Origin of the sequence: Streptomyces yatensis, from assembly GCF_018069625.1 — a bacterium.
Classification (GTDB): domain Bacteria; phylum Actinomycetota; class Actinomycetes; order Streptomycetales; family Streptomycetaceae; genus Streptomyces; species Streptomyces yatensis.
In genome coordinates this window covers 3987788-4009985 of record NZ_CP072941.1, presented here as the reverse complement: position 1 = coordinate 4009985, position 22198 = coordinate 3987788, and the positions used below count along the sequence as shown (strand labels likewise).

Annotated in this window: 21 protein-coding genes; 13 read left to right on the top strand and 8 right to left on the bottom strand. The window is 69.7% G+C overall.

Features of this window, described 5'->3' with window-relative positions:
- Window positions 1-55: 55 nt before the first annotated feature.
- The 7 genes from J8403_RS16305 to J8403_RS16275 all read left to right on the top strand — a co-directional run bounded on the left by J8403_RS16305 (window position 56) and on the right by J8403_RS16275 (window position 7513).
- Entirely contained in the window at window positions 56-1699 is a 1644-nt protein-coding gene (locus tag J8403_RS16305; RefSeq protein ID WP_211123818.1) for a peptide ABC transporter substrate-binding protein, read from the top strand.
- Window positions 1700-1847: 148 nt separating this feature from the next.
- Window positions 1848-2774, top strand: coding sequence for an ABC transporter permease (locus J8403_RS16300; RefSeq protein ID WP_211123817.1), 927 nt, complete (start codon window positions 1848-1850; stop codon window positions 2772-2774).
- A complete protein-coding gene (locus J8403_RS16295; protein ID WP_211123816.1) occupies window positions 2767-3738 on the top strand; it encodes an ABC transporter permease in 972 nt (323 codons plus the stop codon). Before J8403_RS16300 ends, J8403_RS16295 begins: the two co-directional genes overlap by 8 nt.
- A gap of 11 nt (window positions 3739-3749) precedes the next feature.
- A complete protein-coding gene (locus J8403_RS16290) occupies window positions 3750-4808 on the top strand; it encodes an ABC transporter ATP-binding protein (RefSeq protein WP_211123815.1) in 1059 nt (352 codons plus the stop codon).
- Window positions 4801-5970 carry an ABC transporter ATP-binding protein gene (locus tag J8403_RS16285; RefSeq protein WP_246585860.1) on the top strand — a complete coding sequence of 390 codons (1170 nt, stop codon included), beginning with the start codon at window positions 4801-4803 and terminating at the stop codon, window positions 5968-5970. The genes J8403_RS16290 and J8403_RS16285 overlap by 8 nt, the downstream gene beginning before the upstream one ends.
- An 839-nt stretch (window positions 5971-6809) precedes the next feature.
- Window positions 6810-7085: a hypothetical protein gene (locus J8403_RS16280; RefSeq protein ID WP_211123814.1), complete on the top strand. Its 276-nt coding sequence runs from the start codon at window positions 6810-6812 to the stop codon at window positions 7083-7085.
- A gap of 26 nt (window positions 7086-7111) precedes the next feature.
- A complete protein-coding gene (locus J8403_RS16275; protein ID WP_211123813.1) occupies window positions 7112-7513 on the top strand; it encodes a twitching motility protein PilT in 402 nt (133 codons plus the stop codon).
- A 56-nt stretch (window positions 7514-7569) separates the two neighbouring features.
- On the opposite strand, the gene J8403_RS16270 is transcribed toward J8403_RS16275, so the two are convergent.
- From J8403_RS16270 to J8403_RS16260, 3 genes are all read right to left on the bottom strand, one after another.
- A complete protein-coding gene (locus tag J8403_RS16270; protein WP_211123812.1) occupies window positions 7570-8241 on the bottom strand; it encodes a M15 family metallopeptidase in 672 nt (223 codons plus the stop codon).
- 107 nt (window positions 8242-8348) lie between these two features.
- Window positions 8349-8546 (bottom strand): hypothetical protein, encoded by a 198-nt coding sequence (locus J8403_RS16265; protein WP_093464431.1) that lies wholly within the window; start codon window positions 8544-8546, stop codon window positions 8349-8351.
- A gap of 101 nt (window positions 8547-8647) precedes the next feature.
- Complete coding sequence (locus J8403_RS16260; RefSeq protein WP_211123811.1) at window positions 8648-9772, bottom strand: epoxide hydrolase family protein; 1125 nt, start codon at window positions 9770-9772, stop codon at window positions 8648-8650.
- 232 nt (window positions 9773-10004) lie between these two features.
- Between J8403_RS16260 and J8403_RS16255 the strand changes: the two genes are divergently transcribed.
- From J8403_RS16255 to J8403_RS16235, 5 genes are read left to right on the top strand one after another with little or no spacing between them, the layout of a single operon-like run.
- A complete protein-coding gene (locus J8403_RS16255) occupies window positions 10005-11645 on the top strand; it encodes a peptide ABC transporter substrate-binding protein (protein ID WP_211123810.1) in 1641 nt (546 codons plus the stop codon).
- 3 nt (window positions 11646-11648) lie between these two features.
- On the top strand, window positions 11649-12572 hold the full coding sequence (locus J8403_RS16250) for an ABC transporter permease (protein ID WP_211123809.1): 924 nt from the start codon (window positions 11649-11651) through the stop codon (window positions 12570-12572).
- A complete protein-coding gene (locus J8403_RS16245) occupies window positions 12565-13602 on the top strand; it encodes an ABC transporter permease (RefSeq protein ID WP_211123808.1) in 1038 nt (345 codons plus the stop codon). The genes J8403_RS16250 and J8403_RS16245 overlap by 8 nt, the downstream gene beginning before the upstream one ends.
- Before the next feature lie 8 nt (window positions 13603-13610).
- Entirely contained in the window at window positions 13611-14684 is a 1074-nt protein-coding gene (locus J8403_RS16240; protein WP_211123807.1) for an ABC transporter ATP-binding protein, read from the top strand.
- Window positions 14677-15702, top strand: coding sequence for an ABC transporter ATP-binding protein (locus tag J8403_RS16235; RefSeq protein ID WP_211123806.1), 1026 nt, complete (start codon window positions 14677-14679; stop codon window positions 15700-15702). Before J8403_RS16240 ends, J8403_RS16235 begins: the two co-directional genes overlap by 8 nt.
- Here J8403_RS16235 and J8403_RS16230 read toward each other — a convergent pair.
- Window positions 15692-16228, bottom strand: a complete 537-nt coding sequence (locus tag J8403_RS16230) for a hypothetical protein (protein ID WP_211123805.1) — start codon at window positions 16226-16228, stop codon at window positions 15692-15694. The genes J8403_RS16235 and J8403_RS16230 overlap by 11 nt on opposite strands.
- On the opposite strand from J8403_RS16230, the gene J8403_RS16225 reads away from it, so the two are divergent.
- Window positions 16227-17012, top strand: coding sequence for a GNAT family N-acetyltransferase (locus tag J8403_RS16225; RefSeq protein ID WP_246585859.1), 786 nt, complete (start codon window positions 16227-16229; stop codon window positions 17010-17012). The two genes, J8403_RS16230 and J8403_RS16225, sit on opposite strands and share 2 nt — an antisense overlap.
- Before the next feature lie 48 nt (window positions 17013-17060).
- Here the strand turns inward: J8403_RS16225 and J8403_RS16220 are convergent, their stop codons facing one another.
- From J8403_RS16220 to J8403_RS16205, 4 genes are all read right to left on the bottom strand, one after another.
- Window positions 17061-18224 carry an ABC transporter ATP-binding protein gene (locus tag J8403_RS16220; RefSeq protein ID WP_211123804.1) on the bottom strand — a complete coding sequence of 388 codons (1164 nt, stop codon included), beginning with the start codon at window positions 18222-18224 and terminating at the stop codon, window positions 17061-17063.
- Window positions 18225-18243: 19 nt separating this feature from the next.
- Window positions 18244-19317, bottom strand: a complete 1074-nt coding sequence (locus J8403_RS16215; protein WP_211123803.1) for an ABC transporter ATP-binding protein — start codon at window positions 19315-19317, stop codon at window positions 18244-18246.
- A 19-nt stretch (window positions 19318-19336) separates the two neighbouring features.
- Window positions 19337-20314, bottom strand: coding sequence for an ABC transporter permease (locus J8403_RS16210; RefSeq protein ID WP_093464438.1), 978 nt, complete (start codon window positions 20312-20314; stop codon window positions 19337-19339).
- 88 nt (window positions 20315-20402) lie between these two features.
- On the bottom strand, window positions 20403-22196 hold the full coding sequence (locus J8403_RS16205; protein WP_211128277.1) for an ABC transporter substrate-binding protein: 1794 nt from the start codon (window positions 22194-22196) through the stop codon (window positions 20403-20405).
- Window positions 22197-22198 lie beyond the last annotated feature (2 nt).

Sequence of the window (22198 nt, the reverse complement as noted above, 5' to 3'; positions counted from 1 at the left end):
GTGTCTCCGGGCGCCCCCTCTCGTAGTGACAGTGGACTCCTGAGGAGGCAAACCCATGCGCGGTGCCAAGAGCGCCAAGTGGGTCGCGTTGGCAGCTGTCGTGGCGCTGGCCGCGACCGCCTGCGGTGGTAACGACAGCGACAGCGGCAGCAACGATATGAACAAGGGCACGGCGGACCCGAACGGGATACTCACCGCCCAGCTCGGCGAGCCGCAGAACCCGCTGCAGCCGGCGAACGCGAAGGAGAGCCAGGGCAGCCGCGTGCTGCGGGCGATCTTCGCGGGGCTGGTGGACTACGAGCCGGGCACCGGCAAGCTGGTGTACGTCAACGCCGAGTCGGTCACCCCCAACAAGGACTCCTCTGTCTGGACCGTCAAGCTCAAGCCGGGCTGGAAGTTCCACAACGGCGAGGCCGTGACCGCCAAGTCCTACGTGGACTCCTGGAACTGGTCGGCCAACGTCAAGAACAACCAGACCAACTCCAGCTGGTTCCAGGACATCAAGGGCTACGAGGACGTCCACCCGGAGAAGGGCGCGCCCAAGGCCGACAAGATGTCCGGCCTGAAGGTCGTCAACGACAACGAGTTCAAGATCGAGCTCAACAGCTCGGTCTCGTACTTCGCCTACAAGCTGGGCTACGACGTGTGGGCCCCGCTGCCCACCGGGTTCTTCAAGGACCCCAAGGGCTTCGGTGAGAAGCCGGTCGGCAACGGTCCCTACAAGTTCGTCTCCTGGGACCACAAGAAGATGATCAAGGTCCGGAAGTTCGACGGCTACCAGGGCCCGAACAAGGCCAAGAACGGCGGCATCGACTTCAAGAACTACACCACCGCCGACGCCGCCTACTCGGACCTGCGCTCCAACAACCTCGACTGGATCGAGCAGGTCCCGACCACCGCGCTGACCAACTACAAGTCGGACCTGGGCAAGCGCGCGATCGACGAGGAGTACTCGGCGGTCCAGTCGATCGTCCCGGCCTTCTACACCAAGCAGTTCAAGGACATCGACCCCAAGGTCATCCAGGGTCTGTCCATGGCGATCGACCGCAACACGATCACCAAGACCGTGCTCCACGGCTCCCGCACCCCGGCCGACAGCTTTGTCGCCCGCGGCGTGCTCGGCTACAAGGCCGGCGCGCTCAAGGAGCAGGTCTCCTACGACCCGGCCAAGGCCAAGGCCCTCATCAAGGAGGGCGGCGGTGTCCCGGGCAACAAGATCTCGATCCAGTTCAACGCCGACCAGGACCACAAGCCCTGGGTGGACGCGGTCTGCAACAGCATCCGCAAGGCCACCGGCGTCGACTGCGTCGGCGACTCCAAGCCCGACTTCCAGGCCGACCTGAACGCGCGCGACAAGCACCAGGTCAAGTCGATGTACCGCGGTGGCTGGGTGCTCGACTACCCGGTCAACTCGAACTTCATGAGGGACCTGTACGGCTCCAAGGCGGCCGGTAACACCAGCGGTTACGCCAACAAGCAGTTCGACGAGCTCGCGAACAAGGCCGACAAGGCCGCCACCCTGGACGAGACCGTCAAGCTCTACCAGCAGGCGGAGCAGGTCCTCGCCAAGGACATGCCGGCGATCCCGCTGTGGTTCTACAAGGTCAACAGCGGCCAGTCCAACAAGGTCCTGGGGAAGATCCCCTACGGCCAGGACGGTGACCCCATCTTCACCGACGTTCAGGTGAAGAAGAAGTAATCATCGGGACCGCCGGCCGGTGCCGCCACTCCTCCCACCGGGGAGCGGCGGCACCGGCCCGCAGGCGTGAGGCCCGCAGCTCATCCCCCCACCCGCGTGGCGCAGACGAGACGTGGCCTCCGCCGCCCCCCAACGGCATGGAGGCATGATGGGGCGCTATGTCGCCAGGCGACTGCTCCAGATGATCCCGGTGTTCATCGGGACTACTCTGATTATTTTCCTCATGGTCCACGTACTGCCCGGTGACCCTATCCGGGCGATGTGGGGAGACAAGGCCGCGGACCCCGCGCAGGTCGCGTCCCTCCGCCATGAGTTCGGGCTGGACCAGCCTCTGTGGAGGCAGTACATCGACTACATGGTCAACCTCTTCCAGGGAGACTTCGGCAAGACCTTCGGCGGTCGCCCGGTCTCCGAGGAGATGGGGATGGCCTTCCCGGTGACCCTCCGCCTCGCGGCGGTGGCCCTCACCATCGAGATCATCGTCGGCATCGGGCTCGGTGCCTGGGCCGGTCTCAAGGCCGGCCGCGCCGTGGACACCGGCGTCCTGATCTTCACGCTGATCGTCATCTCGATGCCGGTCTTCGTGCTCGGCTATCTGGCCCGGTTCATCTTCGCCGACGAGCTCGGCTGGCTGCCACCGAACGTGCAGGACTCGATGGACGTACAGCAGCTACTGCTGCCCGGCTTCGTCCTCGCGATGCTCTCCATGGCGTATGTGGCCCGGCTGACCCGGACCACGTTCGCCGAGAACCTGCGCGCCGACTACATGCGCACCGCGCTCGCCAAGGGCCTGCCGCGCCGCCGCATCATCGGCGTCCACCTGCTGCGCAACTCGCTGATCCCCGTGATCACCTTCCTCGGCACCGATGTCGGCGCGCTGGTCGGCGGCGCGGTGGTCACCGAGGGCATCTTCAACGTCCAGGGTGTCGGCAATCTGCTGTTCAACGCGCTCGGACGGCGGGAGGGCTCCACGATCGTCGGGGTCGTGACCGTCTTCGTCCTCGTCATCCTGCTGATCAACCTAGTCGTCGACCTGCTGTACGCGGTCCTGGACCCGAGGATCCGGTATGCCTGACGTGACCAAGACCGAGGCCAAGACCGACACGGGGGTCGACGCCGGACCCTTGCAGGCTGCTGCGGACGCCGTCCTGGCCCCCGGCGGCGCCTCCCAGGGCAAGCCGCGCTCGCTGTGGGGCGACGCCTGGTTCGAGCTGCGCCACCGGCCGCTGTTCTGGGTCTCGGCGGTGCTGCTGGTCCTGCTGCTCAGCATCGCGATGTTCCCCGGTCTGTTCAGCGGCGCCGACCCCAAGGACGGCGACCTGACCAACCACTTCCTGACCAAGCCGGAGCTGACGCACTTCTTCCAGGCCGACTGGTTCGGCTACGACGGGCAGGGCCGCTCCATCTACGCCCGCGTCATCTACGGCACCCGCGCCTCCATCATGGTCGGCGTCGGGGTGACGGTCGTGGTCACCATCTTCGGTGGCCTGCTGGGCATGCTGGCCGGGTACTTCGGCGGCTGGATCGACTCGATCGTCTCCCGCATCGTCGACATCTTCTTCGGTCTGCCGTTCCTGCTCGGCTCGATGGTCGTGCTGAACGCGTTCACCGAGCGCAAGGTGTACGTGGTGATCGCGGCGCTGGCCTTCCTGGGCTGGACCACCATCGCCCGGGTGATGCGCAGTTCGGTGATCACGGCCAAGCAGGCGGACTACGTCACCGCGGCGCGCGCCCTCGGCGCGGGCACCAACCGGATCCTGTTCCGGCACGTACTGCCCAACGCGCTCGCGCCCACCATCGTGGTCGCGACGATCTCGCTCGGTGCCTATATCTCCGCCGAGGCCACGCTGTCGTACCTGGGTCTCGGCCTCGCCGACCCGACGATCTCGTGGGGCATCGACATCTCGTCGGCCAAGGACGCCATCCGGGACAACCCGCATGTGATGCTGTTCCCGGCCGGAATGCTGAGCCTCACGGTCTTCGCATTCATCACGCTCGGCGACGCGGTGCGCGACGCCCTCGACCCCAAGCTGCGCTGAGGAGGGCGTACGTGACCACCATCGAGAAGACCGCGGACGACGCCGTCCGCGAGGGTGCCGGCGACGACGGCACCCCCCTGCTGGAAGTCCGCGATCTGCATGTGGAGTTCCACACCCGGGACGGTGTCGCCAAGGCCGTCAACGGCGTGAACTACAGCGTCGACGCCGGTGAGACGCTCGCCGTCCTCGGCGAGTCCGGCTCCGGCAAGTCGGTGACCGCCCAGGCGATCATGGGCATCCTCGACATGCCGCCCGGAAAGATCCCGCAGGGCCAGATCCTCTTCCGCGGCGAGGACATGCTCACCATGTCGGGGGAGGAGCGCCGGAAGATCCGCGGCCGGAGGATCGCCATGATCTTCCAGGACGCGCTCTCCTCGCTGAACCCGGTGCTCTCCGTCGGCTATCAGCTCGGCGAGATGTTCCGGGTCCACCAGGGGCTGTCCAAGAAGGACGCCAAGGCCAAGGCCATCGAGCTGATGGACCGGGTCCGCATCCCGGCGGCCAAGGAGCGGGTGAGCGACTATCCGCACCAGTTCTCCGGCGGTATGCGCCAGCGCATCATGATCGCCATGGCGCTCGCGCTGGAGCCGGACCTGATCATCGCCGACGAGCCCACCACGGCCCTCGACGTCACCGTCCAGGCCCAGGTGATGGACCTGCTCGCGGAGCTCCAGCGCGAGTACAACATGGGTCTGATCCTGATCACCCATGACCTGGGCGTGGTCGCGGACGTCGCCGACAAGATCGCCGTGATGTACGCGGGCCGGATCGTCGAGACCGCCCCCGTGCACGAGCTCTACAAGCGCCCGGCCCACCCCTACACCCGGGGCCTGCTGGACTCCATCCCGCGCCTGGACCGCAAGGGGCAGGAGCTCTACGCGATCAGGGGGCTGCCGCCCAACCTGCTCAAGATCCCCTCGGGCTGTGCCTTCAACCCGCGCTGCCCCAAGGCGGAGGACATCTGCCGTACGGACGTCCCCGCGCTGGTGCCGGTCACCGAGCAGGACGGCACGGAGCTGCCGGGCCGCGGCAGCGCGTGCCACTTCTGGAAGGAGACCCTCCATGGCTGACACCGAGAAGAACGAGGCCGCCATGGAACCGGCCATGGAACCGGCCGTGGACGCCACCCCCAACGTCACGGAGGTGGAGACGGTCGACGCCGCCACCGAGGACGAGGCGGTCGCGGCCCTCGAGGCCAAGGTCGACCGCGGCGAGCCGATCCTGCAGGTGCGCAATCTGGTCAAGCACTTCCCGCTGACCCAGGGCATCCTCTTCAAGCGGCAGATCGGCGCGGTCAAGGCGGTCGACGGAATCTCCTTCGACCTCTACCAGGGCGAGACCCTCGGCATCGTGGGCGAGTCCGGCTGTGGCAAGTCCACGGTCGCCAAGCTGCTGATGACCCTGGAGACCGCCACCGCGGGCGAGGTCTTCTACAAGGGCCAGGACATCACCCGGCTGTCGGGCCGCGCGCTGCGGGCCGTCCGCCGCAACATCCAGATGGTGTTCCAGGACCCGTACACCTCGCTCAACCCGCGGATGACGGTGGGCGACATCATCGGGGAGCCCTTCGAGATCCACCCCGAGGTGGCTCCCAAGGGCGACCGGCGCCGCAAGGTCCAGGAACTCCTGGACGTCGTGGGCCTCAACCCCGAGTACATCAACCGCTATCCGCACCAGTTCTCCGGCGGTCAGCGCCAGCGCATCGGCATCGCGCGCGGGCTCGCCCTCAACCCGGAGATCATCATCTGCGACGAGCCGGTCTCCGCGCTCGACGTCTCCGTCCAGGCACAGGTCATCAACCTGATGGAGGGTCTGCAGGACGAGTTCAACCTGTCCTACATCTTCATCGCCCACGATCTGTCCATCGTCCGGCACATCTCCGACCGGGTCGGCGTGATGTACCTGGGCAAGATGGCCGAGATCGGCTCCGACACCGAGATCTACGACCACCCGACGCACCCCTACACCCAGGCGCTGCTGTCGGCCGTCCCGGTCCCGGACCCTCAGGCGCGCGAGGGCCGCGAACGCATCATCCTCACCGGCGACGTCCCGTCCCCGGCCAACCCGCCCTCCGGCTGCCGCTTCCGCACCCGCTGCTGGAAGGCCGAGGACAAGTGCGCCAAGGAGATCCCGCTCCTGGCCATCCCGGAGCGCTTCGCCGGATCGGACTCGCCCGCGGCACACGAGTCGGCATGCCACTTCGCGGAGGAAAAGGACGTGGTCCACGCCTGACGCCCCTTTCGCGGGCCGCAGTGTGAACGACGAGGGCCGCCCGGGACGTGGATCACGTCCCGGGCGGCCCTCGCCGTCGTTCAGGCCGTGTCCGACTCAGGCCAATGCTGTACGTGCGCGGTGGGCTGTGTGCTCACGGCGCTGTCTCCTCCGGTATGCCGTAGGTCGTCCACGTAGGGTGATCGCTTCAGGCCGCGTTCATCCAGTTTGCCCCATCACGTGTGGCGGCGGGGTCAGCGTGAACCATACGGCCTTGCCGGTGACGCCCGTGTCCTTGTCGGTGTAGTCGTGCACGCCCCAGGTGTCGGAGCACGACTCGACGAGTGTGAGCCGAACTCGCCGCCGACCCCACCGGCACTCCTCACCTCCGCGAAAGCGACGACCCGGAGGTCGTCATATCCGCGCACCCCGCCGCGCTCCGTGCGTCCCTGCGGGCCGCGAAGGCGGGGGAGTTCGACCGGCTCGAAGGGTGAGCCGCGCCCCTTCCGGCACCTGTTCCGAAAGTGCTTGATCTGGCGCAACTAATTTGTCAATCGTTTTCCAGAGGGGTACCCCACCCCCCCCGCCAACCGCCAATTCGGAAGCGGCCCGGCAGTCCGGCAACGGCCCCGGCCCCCCGAGCACGGACGCCGCCACCGGCGTCCACTCCTCGGCGGCCGGCGCCCGGCGACGGCGCGCCGCCCGTCACCCCCCGCCCCATGTTCAAATGCGCCGAAGGCGCGAGACGAAAGCCGCGCCCGACCGAGCCGAGGAGCCGAGCAGGCTGCCCGTCCCCTCGTTCGGATGAACCGCCCTCAGCCCGCGCCCAGAACGGACGGGCCGCCCGTATGATCGCCAGTATGAGCCTCGAGCGTGTCACGATCACGATCCCGAGCGAGACCCTGAGCGCCGCCAAGGAGGCGGCGGACCGTGAGGGAATGAGCGTCTCGGCCTGGCTCTCGCGCGCGGCCGAGCGCGCGGCCAAGATCGAGGCAGGGCTGACCGCGGCGGAAGAGGTGCTGGCGGAGATCGGTCCACCCACTCCGGACGAGCAGGCCTGGGTGGATGAATTCATGGACACGGTCACGAGGCCGACGGCGGGTGACAGCTCCGGCGCTGACGATCACGCGGCTTGATGTCGTCAGCGCCGGGGGGATAACCGATGTCCGCATTGCGTCCTGTTGTCTACGACGCGGGGATGTTGATCGCTGCCGAGCGTTCTCAGACCAAGGTCTGGAGAGCGCACCGGGCCTATCTCACGGCGGGCGGCGTGCCTCAGGTGCCCGCGGCTGTGGTCGCCCAGGTGTGGCGGGACGGAGCGCGGCAGGCGCGCCTGGCGCAATTGCTCAAGGGGTGCGATGTGGCGGTCATGGACGAGACGGCGGCGCGGGAGATCGGGGAATTGCTGGCTCTGGCGGGAACGTCGGATGCGGTGGACGGAGCGGTCGCGGTGCTCGCCGTGCGGCAGGGGGCGGCGATCGCCACCTCCGACCCCGACGACATCCGGCATCTGCTCGACCGGTTCGGCAGCCGAGGCAAGCTGGTGGCCGTGCAGCAGGTCTGAAGACCAGTCGCCCCCCCCCGGGCGGACCCGGGCCGGGTCGGCGGTCCGCCGGGGGCTCAGGGCTCCGGTACGGGGCCGTAGACGGCCGCAGGCGCGGCCGTGGACCAGGCCCAGTAGCGGTCGCCGTAGGACCAGTGCCACCACTCGGTGGGGTAGTTGACCATGCCGACCGAGAACAGCGCCTCGATCATCAACGCCCGGTTCCCACGGGCCCGTTCGGGCACGTCGGGGGCGTGGGTGTAGCAGGCCCCGGCGCTCTCCTCGGGGGTCGCGGCCTCCGGGCTGCCCATGTCGATCTCGGCGCCGTCGCGGGTGCATACGGTCAGGTCGATCGCCGCCCCGGCGACGTGTCCGGCCGTCTCCGCCGGGGCGCACCAGCGGCTGGTGGCCGTGTGGATCCGCTCCTCGTCGGCGTCCGGGTCGAGTCGGCGCAGCGTGGCCGCGTAGCCGTCGAAGATCTCCTGCTGGAGGGCCCGGGGCCGGTAGCCCTCGACCAGCAGCCAGCGCCAGCCGTTCGGCAGCAGCTTCTCGGCGCGCTCCAGGCGTTCGACGACTCCGGACCGGAGGTGCGCGAAGTGTCCCGCGGGGTCGGCCCGGCGGGTGTCCACGCGCAGTCGGCCCCGGCAGTCGACCAGCGGTTCGCCGCAGTCGCGTACCGGGACCGCCCTGACGCGTGGGTCGCCGATCAGGACGATCCGGTGGTCCGCCGGGAAGGGCGAGTTGGTCATCGGGCTCTCCTCGCGGGTGCTGGTCGGCCGTCCTCCCTACCTGCCCAGCGGCTCGTTCGCATGAACCGCCGTCCGTGGGTGCCCGCAGGGGGCGGGGTCGGCTTCCCTCACGTACCCCACGCCATGTTGACGAGGGCCACGCACATCACGAGGACCATGCCCACACCCTGCACGGCCGTGCCCCAGGCAGGCATGGACTCGCCCCTCCGGGTCGCAGAACGCCGCGCGAAGAAGGAGGTCACCAGCGCGATGACGCCGATGGGAGCGAACACGATGGACAGCCAGTCGGCTTGCACAGGGGTCATGGCGGACTTCCTTGGTTTCTCACCTCGACGACAGGGCGGCCATCATCCGCCGGAATGCTCGGGACCCCTCCCGAGCAGGGGGCCACCGGTAAGGGCCCCGGTCAGCGCAGGGCGCGGAAGAACGTCCGTACGTCACCCACCAGCAGTTCCGGGACCTCCATCGCCGCGAAGTGGCCGCCCGCCTCGAACTCCGACCAGTGGGTGATCGTGTGGTGCGGCTCGGCGAGGCGGCGGATCGCGGTGTCGCCCTGGAAGACCGCGACGCCGGTGGGGACGCCGGAGCGTTCGGGGGGTGTGCCCCAGACCGAGGCGGCCTCCTTGTAGAGGCGGGCGGAGGGGCCCGCGGTGTTGGTGAACCAGTAGAGGGAGACGTTCGTCAGGACCGCGTCGCGGTCGAGGGCGTCCGGTTTGTCGCCGTGGGCGGCGAACCAGTCGAGGTTCCAGGCCAGTTGGCCGGAGGGCGAGTCGGCGAGGCCGTAGGACAGGGTCTGCGGACGGGTGCCCTGGACGGCGGCGTAGCCGGACAGCTCGCGGTGCCAGCGCTCCCGCCCGGCGAGGCGGGAGCGCTCCGCCGGGGTCAGCTCCTCCGGCCCGGCCGGGTCGGCCGGACCTACGGTCACCAACGCGTTGACGTGGACGCCGACGACCCGGGACGGCGCCACCCGGGCCACCTCGGGGGAGATCAGCGAGCCGAAGTCGCCGCCCTGTGTGCCGTAGCGCTCGTACCCCAGGCGCCGCATCAGCTCCGTCCACGCGGTGGCGATGCGGCGGATGCCCCAGCCGGGTTCGCGGGGCGGGGCGGAGAAGGCGAAGCCGGGGAGGGACGGGATGACGACGTGGAAGGCGTCGGCCGGGTCGCCCCCGTGCCCGCGTGGATCGGTCAGCGGGCCGATGACCTCGGTGAACTCCGCGACCGAACCGGGCCAGCCATGGGTGATCAGCAGCGGCAGGGCATCCGGCTCGGGCGAGCGGACATGGAGGAAGTGCACCCGCTGCCCGTCGACCTCCGTCGTGAACTGGGGGAACGCATTCAGCCGCGCCTCCTGCGCCCGCCAGTCGAACCCGGTGGCCCAGTACCCGGCCAGCGCGCGGACATGGTCGAGTGAGGCCCCGTCGGACCAGCCGGGGCCCGGGAGCGGTTCCGGCCAGCGGGTGTTTTCCAGGCGCCGGCGCAGATCGTCGAGGTCGGACTGGGGGACGGCGATGCGGAAGGGATGGATCTCCATGGCCCGCACGGTAGAGGCGATCGCGGACGGGGAGCGTCCGCGACTCTCGGCGGCCTGCGGCGTCCGGGGCCTGCGGCGTCCGGGGCCTGCGGCGTCCGGGGCGTGCGGCGTCCGGGGCGTGCGGCGTCCGGGGCCCGCCACCCCGGACAGCGGTCATCGACGTGCGCCGTCGCCCCGGTGGATGTCAGATGGGGCCTAAGGCGGATCTTGGACCGGATCCTCGGGAGGCGCCATGCGCGGAGCCCCGTATTCCCTGCGTGCCCGGCGCGCGCTGTCCGCGCTCTGCGTGTCCGCCGTCGCCCTGCCCCTGACGGCCTGCGGCGGCGGGGACGGCGGTGCCGAGGACGGTGTCGTCCGTTCGTCCTGGGGCGATCCGCCCAATCCGCTGGAGCCGGCCAATATCAACGACGTCCAGGGCGGCAAGGTCCTCGACATGATCTTCCGTGGGCTCAAGCGCTACGACCCCAGGACCGGCGAGGCCAAGAACGCGCTCGCGGACCGGATCGAAAGCTCCGACCAGCGGAACTACACCATCACCCTCAAGAAGGACCGGCGGTTCGCCAACGGGGAGAAGGTCACCGCCGCGTCCTTCGTGAACGCCTGGAACTACGGCGCCCGGATCGACCACGAGCAGCGCAACGCCTACTTCTTCGAGTACATCGAGGGCTACGACAAGGTCCATCCCGCCTCCGGCGGCGCCCCCACCGCCAAGACCCTCTCCGGGCTGCGGGTCAAGAACGAGCGGACCTTCACCGTCCGGCTCACCCAGAAGTTCTCCACCTGGCCCAAGACGCTGGGCTACAACGCCTATGCGCCGCTGCCCCGGGCGTTCTTCGAGGACCATGCCGCCTGGCTGAGGAAGCCCGTCGGCAACGGCCCGTACCAGGTGCGGTCGTACATCAAGGGCTCGGTGATGAAGCTGCGCGCCTGGGACGGCTACCGCGGTCCGGACAAGGCCCGTAACAAGGGCGTCGATCTGCGTGTCTACACCGACAACAACACCGCCTACACCGATCTCCAGGCGGGCAATCTCGATCTGGTCGACGATGTCCCGGCGCAGCAGCTGAAGTTCGTCCGCTCCGATCTCGGCGACCGCTACATCAACCAGCCCGCCGGGATCATCCAGACCCTCACCTTCCCGATGTACGACCGCGCCTGGAGCGGCCCGGCCAAGGCCAAGGTCCGCCGGGGCATCTCGATGGCGATCAACCGCGCGCAGATCACCGAACGGATCTTCCACGGCACCCGCACCCCGGCCACCGACTGGACCTCGCCGGTCCTGCGCCGCCAGGGCGGCTATCAGCCGGGGCTGTGCGGGGACGCCTGCCGCTACGACCCGGCCCGGGCGCGCAAGCTGATCAAGGCAGGTGGCGGGCTGCCCGGCGGCCGGATGACGATCACGTACAACGCCGACAGCGGCTCCCACAAGGACTGGGTGGACGCGGTCTGCAACAGCGTCAACACCGTGCTGAGAAGCGACCGGGCCTGTGTCGGCAAACCGATCGGCACCTTCGCCGACTACCGCAACAAGATGGCGGGCAAGGAGATGACCGGGCCGTTCCGGGCCGGCTGGCAGATGGACTATCCGCTGATCCAGAACTTTCTGCAGCCCCTGTACTACACCGGCGCCTCCTCCAACGACGGCCACTTCAGCGACACCGGCTTCGACCGGATGGTGAACCAGGCCAACGCCGCGTCCGCGGACGGCCGGGCCATCGCCGGCTTCCGGGACGCGGAGAAGGTCCTCGCCGAGCAGATGCCCGCCATTCCGCTGTGGTACCAGAACGGCAGCGCGGGCTATTCGCGGCGGCTCAGCGAGGTGGCGCTCAACCAGTTCAGCGTCCCGGTCTACGCACAGATCAGGGTCGGCTGAGCCATGGGCCGCTACGCACTGCGCCGACTGCTGCAGATGATCCCGGTGTTCATCGGCTCCACCTTCCTGATCTTCTTCATGGTGTACGCGCTCGGCGATCCGGTCGCCGCGCTCTTCGGCGACAAGGCCCCCGACCCCGCCACCGCCGCCCGGATCCGCCAGGACCTCTATCTGGACGAGCCGCTGTGGCGTCAGTACGCGCACTACATGGGACAGGTCTTCAGCGGGCAGTTCGGCACGGCCTTCAACGGGCAGCCGGTGACCGAGCTGATGGCGAGCGCGTTTCCCGTCACCCTCCGGCTCACCGTGGTCGCGGTCGTCTTCGAGATGGCGCTGGGCATCACCCTGGGCGTCCTCAGCGGGCTGCGCCGCGGCCGGGGTCTCGACACCTCGGTGCTGCTGCTCACCCTGGTCGTGGTCGCCGTCCCGACCTTCGTCAGCGGCACGGTGCTGCAGTATCTGTTCGGCGTGACCTGGGGGTGGGCCAGGCCCTCGGTCTCCCCGGAGGCGCCGCTGGCCGAACTGCTGCTGCCCGGGGTGGTGCTGGGGCTGGTGTCACTCGCGTACACCACCCGCCTCACCCGCACCTCCATCGTGGAGAACGCCCGCGCCGACTACGTCCGCACCGCCGTCGCCAAGGGGCTGCCGCGCCACCGCATCGTCACCCGCCATCTGCTGCGCAACTCGCTGATCCCGGTGGTGACATTCATCGGCACGGACATCGGCGCGCTGATGGGCGGGGCCATCGTCACCGAGCGGATCTTCAACATCCACGGCGTGGGCTACCAGCTCTACCAGGGCATCCTGCGCCAGAACTCGCCGACCGTCGTCGGCTTCGTGACCGTCCTGGTGATCGTCTTCCTGCTCGCCAATCTGCTCGTCGACCTCCTCTACGCCGTGCTCGACCCGAGGATCCGGTATGCCTGAGCCCCTTGACCCGCGCTACGACATGACCGAGGCGATCGCACCGGCCGGCAGCGGCGGCGGTCCCGTGGACCTCACCACCTCCGGCCCCCAGAGCCTGAAGGGCGGACCACGGCGCGGCCCCTGGCGCCTCCCCCTCCCGTGGCGCAAGGAGCCCGGCCGCCGCCCCGGCGGACCGGCCGCGCCCACCGGCCGGGGGCTGTGGTCGGACGCCTGGCACGATCTGCGCCGCAACCCCGTCTTCATCGTCTCCGCGCTGACCATCCTCTTCCTCGTCCTCATCGCGATCTGGCCGCAGCTGATCGCGAGCGGCAACCCGTACCACGGCGACCTCGCCAGGGCGCAGGACGGCCCGGCCCCCGGCCACCCCTTCGGCTACGACCTCCAGGGCCGCGACGTCTACACCCGCACGGTCTACGGCGCCCGCGCCTCCATCACCGTCGGCATCTGCGCCACCCTCGGCGCGGCGCTGCTGGGCAGCGCGCTGGGCGGGCTCGCCGGGTACTTCGGCGGCTGGTGGGACGCGCTGCTCTCGCGGATCGCCGATGTCTTCTTCGGCATCCCGATCCTGCTGGGCGGCCTGGTCTTCCTGTCGGTGGTCACCAGCGGCTCGGTGTGGCCGGTCGTCGGCTTCATCGTGCTGCTGGGCTGGCCGCAGATCTCCCGGATCGCGCGCGGCTCGGTGGTCACCGTCAAGGAGCACGACTACGTCCAGGCGGCGCGGGCGCTGGGCGCCGGCAGCGGCCGGACGCTGCTGCGCCATATCGCGCCCAACGCCGTGGCCCCCGTGATCGTCGTCGCGACCATCGCGCTGGGCACCTACATCTCGCTGGAGGCCACGCTGTCGTTCCTCGGCGTGGGGCTCAAACCGCCCACCGTCTCCTGGGGGATCGACATCTCCTCCGCCGCCACCCAGATCCGCAACGCCCCGCACATGCTGCTGTGGCCCGCCGGGGCGCTGTCGGTCACGGTGCTGGCGTTCATCATGCTCGGCGACGCGGTGCGCGACGCCCTCGACCCCAGACTGCGGTAGGTCCGGCCATGACCCGCCTGCTGGAGGTCCGGGACCTCCGCGTCGAATTCCGCACCCGGGACGGGGTCGCCGAGGCCGTCGGCGGGGTGAGCTACGGCCTGGACGCGGGCCGCACCCTCGCCGTGCTGGGCGAGTCGGGGTCCGGCAAGTCCGTGACCGCCCAGGCCGTCATGGGCATCCTCGACTCCCCGCCCGGCCGCGTCACCGGCGGCCAAGTGCTGTTCCGGGGACGGGATCTGCTGACGATGGGCGCACAGGAGCGCCGCCGGATCCGGGGCGCCGCGATGGCGATGATCTTCCAGGACGCGCTCTCCGCCCTCAACCCGGTGCTCCCCGTGGGCGCCCAGCTCGCCGAGATGTACGAGGTGCACCGGGGGATGTCCCGCAAGGACGCGCGGCGGCGGGCGGTCGAGCTGATGGACCGGGTCCGCATCCCGGCGGCGGGGCAGCGGGCCGGGGACTATCCGCACCAGTTCTCCGGGGGGATGCGCCAGCGCATCATGATCGCCATGGCGATGGCCCTGGAGCCGGAGCTGATCATCGCCGACGAGCCGACCACGGCCCTGGACGTCACCGTCCAGGCCCAGGTGATGGACCTGCTCGCGGAGTTGCGCCGGGAGTACGCCATGGGGCTCGTCCTCATCACCCATGACCTGGGCGTGGTCGCGGACGTGGCCGACACCATCGCGGTGATGTACGCGGGCCGGATCGTGGAGACCGCGCCGGTGCGCGACCTCTACCGCCGCCCCGCCCATCCGTACACCCGCGGCCTGCTGGACTCCGTGCCGCGCGTGGACCATCGGGGCCAGCGGCTCTACGCGATCAAGGGCGCGCCGCCCAGCCCCCTCGCCATGCCCTCCGGCTGCCCCTTCCACCCGCGCTGCCCGCGCGCCCAGGAGGTCTGCCGCACCGAACGGCCGCCGCTGTACGAGGTGGTGGCGGACGCGTCTCCCGGGTCCGGGGCGCACGGTGCGTCTGCCGTATCCATTGCGTCCTCCGCGTCCCCCGGGTCCGGGGCGTCCCCCGCACCCGGCGGGCGGACCAGCGCCTGCCACTTCTGGAAGGAGGAACTGCATGGCTGAGCCCGATGGGCCGGTCCTGGAGGTCCGCGATCTGGCCAAGCTCTATCCCCTGACCCAGGGCGTGGTGGTCAAGCGGCGGATCGGCGCCGTCCGGGCGGTCGACACGGTCTCCTTCGCCCTGCGGCGCGGGGAGACGCTCGGCATCGTCGGCGAGTCCGGCTGCGGCAAGTCCACCGTGGCCAAGCTGCTGGTCAGCCTGGAGCGGCCGACCGCCGGGACGATCCTCTACCGGGGCGAGGACATCACCCGGCTCTCGGGCCGCGCGCTGCGGGCCGTCCGCCGCAACATCCAGATGGTCTTCCAGGACCCGTACACCTCGCTCAACCCGCGGATGACGGTGGGCGACATCATCGGGGAGCCCTTCGAGATCCACCCCGAGGCGGCCCCCAAGGGCGATCGGCGGCGGGCGGTCCAGGAGCTGCTGGAGGTGGTGGGGCTCAGCCCGGAACACCTCAACCGCTACCCCCACCAGTTCTCCGGCGGCCAGCGCCAGCGCATCGGCATCGCCCGGGGCCTGGCGCTACGGCCGGAGGTCATCGTCGCGGACGAGCCGGTCTCGGCGCTGGACGTATCGGTGCAGGCGCAGGTGGTCAATCTGATGGAGCGGCTGCAGGACGAGTTCGGCCTGGCGTACGTCTTCATCGCCCACGACCTGTCGGTGGTCCGGCACATCGCCGACCGGGTCGCCGTGATGTACCTGGGCCGCTTCGCCGAAATGGGAACCGGCCCCGAGATCTACGACCACCCCACCCACCCGTACACCCAGGCCCTGCTCTCCGCCGTCCCGGTCCCCGACCCCGTGGCCCGCACCCGCCGGACCCGCATCCTGCTCCCCGGCGACGTCCCCTCCCCGGCCAACCCGCCCTCCGGCTGCCGCTTCCGCACCCGCTGCTGGAAGGCAGCGGACCGCTGCGCGACGGAGACCCCGCTGCTGGCGGTGCCGAGCGCCCTGGCAGGCCCCGCCGCCCACGCCTCGGCCTGCCACTTCGCGGAGGAGCGCGCGGGGGTCAGGGCATGATGTCGAAGATGCTCCCGCCGGACCCGTACCCCGGACTGCCGCCGTACCCCGGCCCGCCGCCCTGCCCCGGGCGCACCCGGTGCACCGGGTGGACCCGCAGCTGAACGTGCGGGGCGAACGCCCGCACCGCGGCGGAGAGCCGGGCGTGGTCCACCTTCCAGAAGACGATGACGCGGTTGTTCCTGACGACCGGGTACTCGATATGCGGCGCCGCACTCGCGGCGGCCTGCGGGCTGATCTTCGCGTCGGGGCCGGGAACGTCCGGCACACCAGGCCGCAACTTCAGACCTATCCGCCGTATCGGCCGCTCCATGTCCTTTTTCGTGGCCCATACGACGACGGCTTCGATGTCCCGCCACGGCACGACGCCGGTGAACCGGCGGTATCGCGTCACCGGGCCGCCCAGGGTGACGCCCGACTCATCGGCCCGGAAGGCCACCAGCCGCTTCCAGCCGACGCCGGAGAAGAGCTGGAAGGGTGTGCGGGTGTAGTACTCCTGATAGACCGGAGGATGAGGAACAGCCATGCCAGAACCCTATGATGTGCGGCGCGCCCAGGACTTCCGGATCTCCTTTGCCCGTCGTCAGGCCGGTGAGGTGCGGGAGGTGCCGGGGGGATTCCTGGTGCTGCACGGGGGTTACGCGCGCTCCCATGAGCACAATCAGCTGCATATCGTCGGGCCCGCCGACCCCGAGGGGCTGCCCGCGCTCGCCGACGAGGTCATGGCCTTCCTTCCGCACCGCCGGATCACGGTCCATGACGAGGCGCTGGGACTTCTCTGTGTGCCCGCGCTCGAAGGGGCCGGGTACGGCCATATGACCGAGGTGCTGATGGTCCACACCGGGCCGGTGCCGGAGGCCACGGCGGCGGATGTGGTGGAGCGGGAGCTGGGGCCGGATCCGCACGGGCCGCTGCGGCGGGCGGTGACGGCGCAGCAGCGGCGGTGGATGCCGGACGCGGACGAGCGGACCGTGCACGACCTCGTGGAGCGGCGTACCGCGCGGCGGGCCGGGGCCGAGGAGGTGCTCTTCCTCGCCGCCCACGACGACAGCGGCGAGGTCGCCTCCTGGGCCGATCTGTATCTGGAGCCCGCCACCGGGATCGCCCAGATCGAGGAGGTGGCGACCGCCGAGCCGTATCTGCGCCGCGGCTACGCCGACGCCGTCCTGACCGCGGCGCTGCGCCGCGCGGCCGCCGCGGGGTGCGGGCTGCGGTTCCTCGTCGCCGACCAGGACGACTGGCCGCTGCGCTGGTACGGCCGCCGCGGGTTCACCGCCATCGGCCGTGCGCATGCCTTTTCGCGCTTCTGAGACCGAGAGGCCAGTTCCTTACGGCTCCTCACGGCTCCTCACGGCTCCTCACGGCTCCTTGCGCGGTGGCGCTCCCGTCCCCGACTCCGCCGCGATCAGCGCCGGGTCGAGGACGACGTCCTCCTCGCGGGCCTCGAGGGTCGGGTCCTCGGGGAAGTGACAGGCGGACAGATGGCCCTCGCGGTTGCCCTCCAGGCGCAGAAGCGGCGGCTCCTCCCGCGCGCACTTGTCCCGGGCCTTCCAGCAGCGGGTGCGGAAGCGGCAGCCGGAGGGCGGGTTGATGGGGGAGGGGACGTCCCCGGCGAGCCGGATGCGTTCGCGGCGGGCGGTCTCCTCGGTGGCCGGGGCGTCCGGGGCGTCCGGGGCGTCCGCTGTGTCCTTGACGTTCTCGGCCATCACCGCCGCCGCGTCCGGCACCGCGGACAGCAGGGCGTGGGTGTACGGGTGGCGGGGGCGGCGGTAGATCGAGTCGCGGTCGCCCACCTCGACCACCTTGCCCAGGTACATCACGGCGACCCGCTGCGAGAAGTGGCGTACGACGGCGAGGTCATGGGCGATGAACAGGAAGGCGATGCCCAGCTCCCGCTGGAGCTTCTGGAGCAGATTGACGACCTGCGCCTGGATGGAGACGTCCAGCGCCGAGACCGGCTCGTCGGCGACGATCAGCTTGGGTTCCAGGGCGAGCGCGCGGGCCACGCCGATGCGCTGGCGCTGGCCGCCGGAGAACTCGTGCGGGAAGCGGTTGTAGTGCTCGGGGTTGAGGCCCACGATCTCCAGCAGTTCGCGCACCCGGGCCTCGCGGCCGCCCGGCGGATTGATGCCGTTGATCTCCATGGGGCCGGAGATGATGGTGCCGACGGTCTGCCGGGGGTTCAGCGAGGAGTACGGATCCTGGAAGATCATCTGAATCTCGGAGCGGATCGGGGCCAGCTCCTTGCGGCCCGCGTGGGTGATGTCCCGGCCCCGGTAGGTGATCTTCCCGGCGGTGGGCTCCAGCAGCCGGGTCAGCAGCCGGCCCGTGGTGGACTTGCCGCAGCCGGACTCGCCGACCAGCCCGAAGCTCTCCCCGGCGTGCACGGTCAGATCGATCCCGTCCACCGCCTGCACGGCCCCGACCTTCCGCTTGAACGGAAAGCCGCCCATGATCGGGAAGTGTTTGGTCAGCTTCTCGGTGACCAGGAGGGGTTCGGGTGTGCCCGACTCGATGCTCATGCGTCAGCGCTCCTAGGCCCTAGCCCAGCCGGGGCTTGATCTGCTCGGTGAAGAGGGTCTGTTTCCGCTCGGCGCTCAGGTGGCAGGCGGCGCCGCGGCCGTCCGGCAGCACGGGCCGCTCGGTGGCGCAGCGGTCGCCCTCCACCTGGTCGGTGTAGTGGCACCGCGGATGGAAGGGACAGCCCGGCGGGGGGCTGAGCAGGCTCGGCGGGGAGCCGGGGATGGGGTTCAGCGGCTCGTCCACGGCGGAGGTCAGCCGCGGCATGGAGCCCAGCAGCCCCCAGGTGTACGGGTGCTGGGGCGCGCGCAGCACCTCGCGGACCGTACCGCGCTCCACGGCCCGGCCCGCGTACATCACCAGCAGATCGTCGGCGGTGTTGGCGACTACGCCCAGGTCATGGGTGATGAGGATGATCGCGGAGCCGAACTCCTGCTGGAGGTCCTTCAGCAGATCCAGGATCTGGGCCTGGACGGTGACGTCGAGGGCGGTGGTCGGCTCGTCGGCGATCAGCAGATCGGGGTCGCAGACCAGCGACATCGCGATCATCGCGCGCTGCCGCATCCCGCCGGAGAACTGGTGCGGATAGTCGTCCACCCGCAGCCGGGGGTTGGGGATGCCGACCTTCTCCAGCATCTCGATCGCCCGGGCACGGGCCTCGCTCTTGGAGGCGCCGGTGTGCTTGCGGTACGGCTCGGCGATCTGGCGGCCCACCGTGTAGTACGGCGACAGGGCGGTCAGCGGATCCTGGAAGATCATCGCCATGGTGTTGCCGCGCAGCCGCTCCAGGGTGCGCTCGGGCGCCCCGGTCAGCTCCTGCCCGTTGAGCAGGATCTCGCCGCTGACGGTGGTGGTGCGCGGGTCGTGCAGGCCCAGGACGGTGAGGTTGGTGACGGACTTGCCGGAGCCGGACTCGCCGACGATGCCGAGCGTCCGGCCGCGTTCGAGGTCGAAGGAGAGGCCGTCGACGGCCTTGACGACGCCGTCCTCGGTCGAGAACCGGACGTACAGATCGCGTACGGACAGGAAGGCGCCGTCGCCGGGGCCGGCCGGTGGGGGCGTCGCGCCGTCGTCGGGCTTGGTGAGTGTGGTCATCTCGGCAGCTCCGGGTCTGTCAGGCGAGGCGCACGCGCGGGTCGATGAAGGCGTAGGCGGCGTCGACCAGGATGTTGAACACCACGATGGCCGCGGAGCTGACCAGCATCACACCCATCAGCATGGGCAGATCGGTGAGCTGGACGGATTCCACCGCCAGCCGCCCGATGCCGTGCAGGGTGAAGGTGTACTCGGTGACCATGGCCCCGCCGAAGAGCGATCCGAGGTCGATGCCGAAGATGGTGACGATGGGGGCGATGGCGCCGCGCCAGGCGTAGCGGAAGAAGACCGTACGGCTGGAGAGCCCCTTGGCTCTCGCCGTGCGGACATGGTCCTCCTGCAGCTGCTCGACCATCTGGGAGCGGGTCATCCGGCTGTAGTTGGCCAGGAAGATCAGTGACAGCACCACCCAGGGCAGCAGCATCCCGCTGAACCACTTCGCCGGATTGTCGGTGAAGGGGTAGTAGGCCGGCTGGTCCATGATCCCCAGACCGCTGACGAACCAGGCCAGGGCGAGCACCCCGACGAAGTAGATCTGCATCGAGGCGCCGAGCAGCGACAGCGAGCTGAAGAACTTGTCGATCCAGGTGCCGCGCCGCCAGGCCGCGATCATGCCGATGCCGATCCCGCAGACCAGGAACACGGCGGCACCGCCGAGGGCGAGCGAGAGGGTGGTGGGGAAGCGGTCGGCGATGGTGCCCCAGACGGGCTCCTGGCTGACGAAGGAGTAGCCGAAGCAGGGGGCGCTGCAGTGCCCCACGGCGAAGTCCCGCCCGGCGACGATCCCCACCATGAACTTCGCGTACTGGACCGGCACCGGCTGGTCCAGGCCGAGGTTCTTGTTGATCATGGCGAGCGAGACGGGGTCGCAGTTCTTGCCGCAGGCGAGCCGGGCCGGTTCGGCGGGCAGGGCGAAGAAGAGGAAGAACGTGATCGCGCTGATCAGGATCAGGATCACGATCGCGCCGAGGGACCGGCGGGCGAGGAATCTCAACATGACGTCGGTGATCTTCCGCTAGAGGGTCCCGGCCGCACCCGCCGATACGGGTGCGGCCGGGGTCTGCGCTGCCTGGGTTCGGCCGCGGCTACTTGATGAAGATGGCCGTCGGGTCCACGGCCCCGTAGACCGAGTTGAACTTCACTCCGCCGATGCCCGAGCCCCAGAGGGTGAACAGCCGGTTGTAGAAGGTCGGGACCGCGGGGACCTCATCGGTGAGGATCTTCTCGCTGAGCTTGATCCACTCCGAGGTGGCCCGGCCGAGGTCGCTGACCTTGGCGACCTTGCCGATCTCCTTGTTGATCGCCGGGACGTTGAGGTGCGAGTAGTTAGAGGAGTCGTCGTAGACGTTCTCGCCGCCGTACACCGGCGGGACCACGGTCGAGGCGGACGGCCAGTCGGCACCCCACGAGGACCGGTACAGGTCGAACTTGTTCTTGACCTTTCCGATCTGCGTGTAATAGGTCGACTGGTCGATCTCCTTCTTCTGCACCTTGAACCCGGCCCGCTCCAGGGCCTGCTGGACGACCACCGAGGCGTCCTGGTGGGTGTCGCCGTTGCCGTAGGCGTAGACGAGCTCGTAGTTCTCCTTGCCCGCCTCCTTCAGCAGCTCCTTGGCCTTCTTGGCGTTGCCGCCGGGGTACTTCTTCTTCTGGAACGGGTCGAACGAGGGGTCGTAGCCCTTGAGTGTCGGGCCGACCAGCCCGCCGCCGACCTCACCGCCCTTGGGGCCGCCGAACTGCTGGAGGTACTGCCCGCTGGGGAAGGCCCAGGCGATCGCCTCGCGCACCTTCTTGTCCTTGACCCGATCGGTGTTGATCGAGACGACGTCCACATAGGGCTGCGTCTCGGTCAGCGACCGGGCCATCGCCTCCTTGTCCTTGAGGACCGTGGAGATCTGCGAGGGGTCGACCGCGTTGGTGAGCGTCATCCCGTTCCGGTCGGCGCCCTTGCTGGCCTGGAGCCGGCGGGTGGAGTCCACCCACTGGTGGCCGAAGGAGACGTCGAACTTGTCGACGTACTGATGGCGTATCGAGTCGGTCTTGGGGTCCCACTGGTCGTTCTTGACGAACTCGACGCCCTTGCCCGACTTGAAGTTTTGGACCTTGTACGGGCCCGAGGCCAGCGGCGCCTTGTCGTACTTCTCCTTGGTGTCCTTGCCCGGCGGCACCGCGGTGATATTGGGCATGGCCACCGCGAACGGCACCTCGGCGCGCGGCTGGTCGAAGTGGAAGACGATGGTCTTGTCGTCCGGGGTGTCCAGCACCGACGAGGGCAGATGCTTGCCCTTGTAGGGGCCGTCCGGAAGCGCCTTGCGGTACTTCTGGCCCTCACCGGAGAGCCACTGCTGCAGATAGGTCGGCCCGTTCGTCTGGTACGGCGCGTAGAGCCGCTCGACGGCCTGCCGGACGTCCTTGGAGGTGATGGGCGAGCCGTCCTCGTACTTCAGCCCGTCCTTGAGGGTGTACGTCCAGGTGCGGCCGCCGTCGGAGGACTTGCCGGTGTCGGTGGCGAGGTCGCCGACCAGCTTGGCCTTGCCCGTCTTGTCGTCGAACTGGTAGTTCGTCAGCGTCCGGTTGTAGAGGGTCTGCGCGATCAGCTCGTCGCTGACGTAGATCTGCCCCGGGTCCAGATGCTCGAAGGCGTCCCGCTGCAGCACCGTGACGGTGCCGCCCTTCTTGGCGCCCGGCAGGTCCTTGGCCGGTCCGGTGGAGTCGGCGGCGGTGCCGAGGGTGACGTCCTGGGACTCCATCTTGGGCTCGTTCGACCCCTTGGGGTCAGAGCCGCCGCCTCCGCTGCTGCACCCGGCGAGCGCCAGGGCGCCCGCGGTCAGGGCGACGGCGTAGGTACGGGCTCTGCGACTGTTCTTCTTCGGCGTCATCG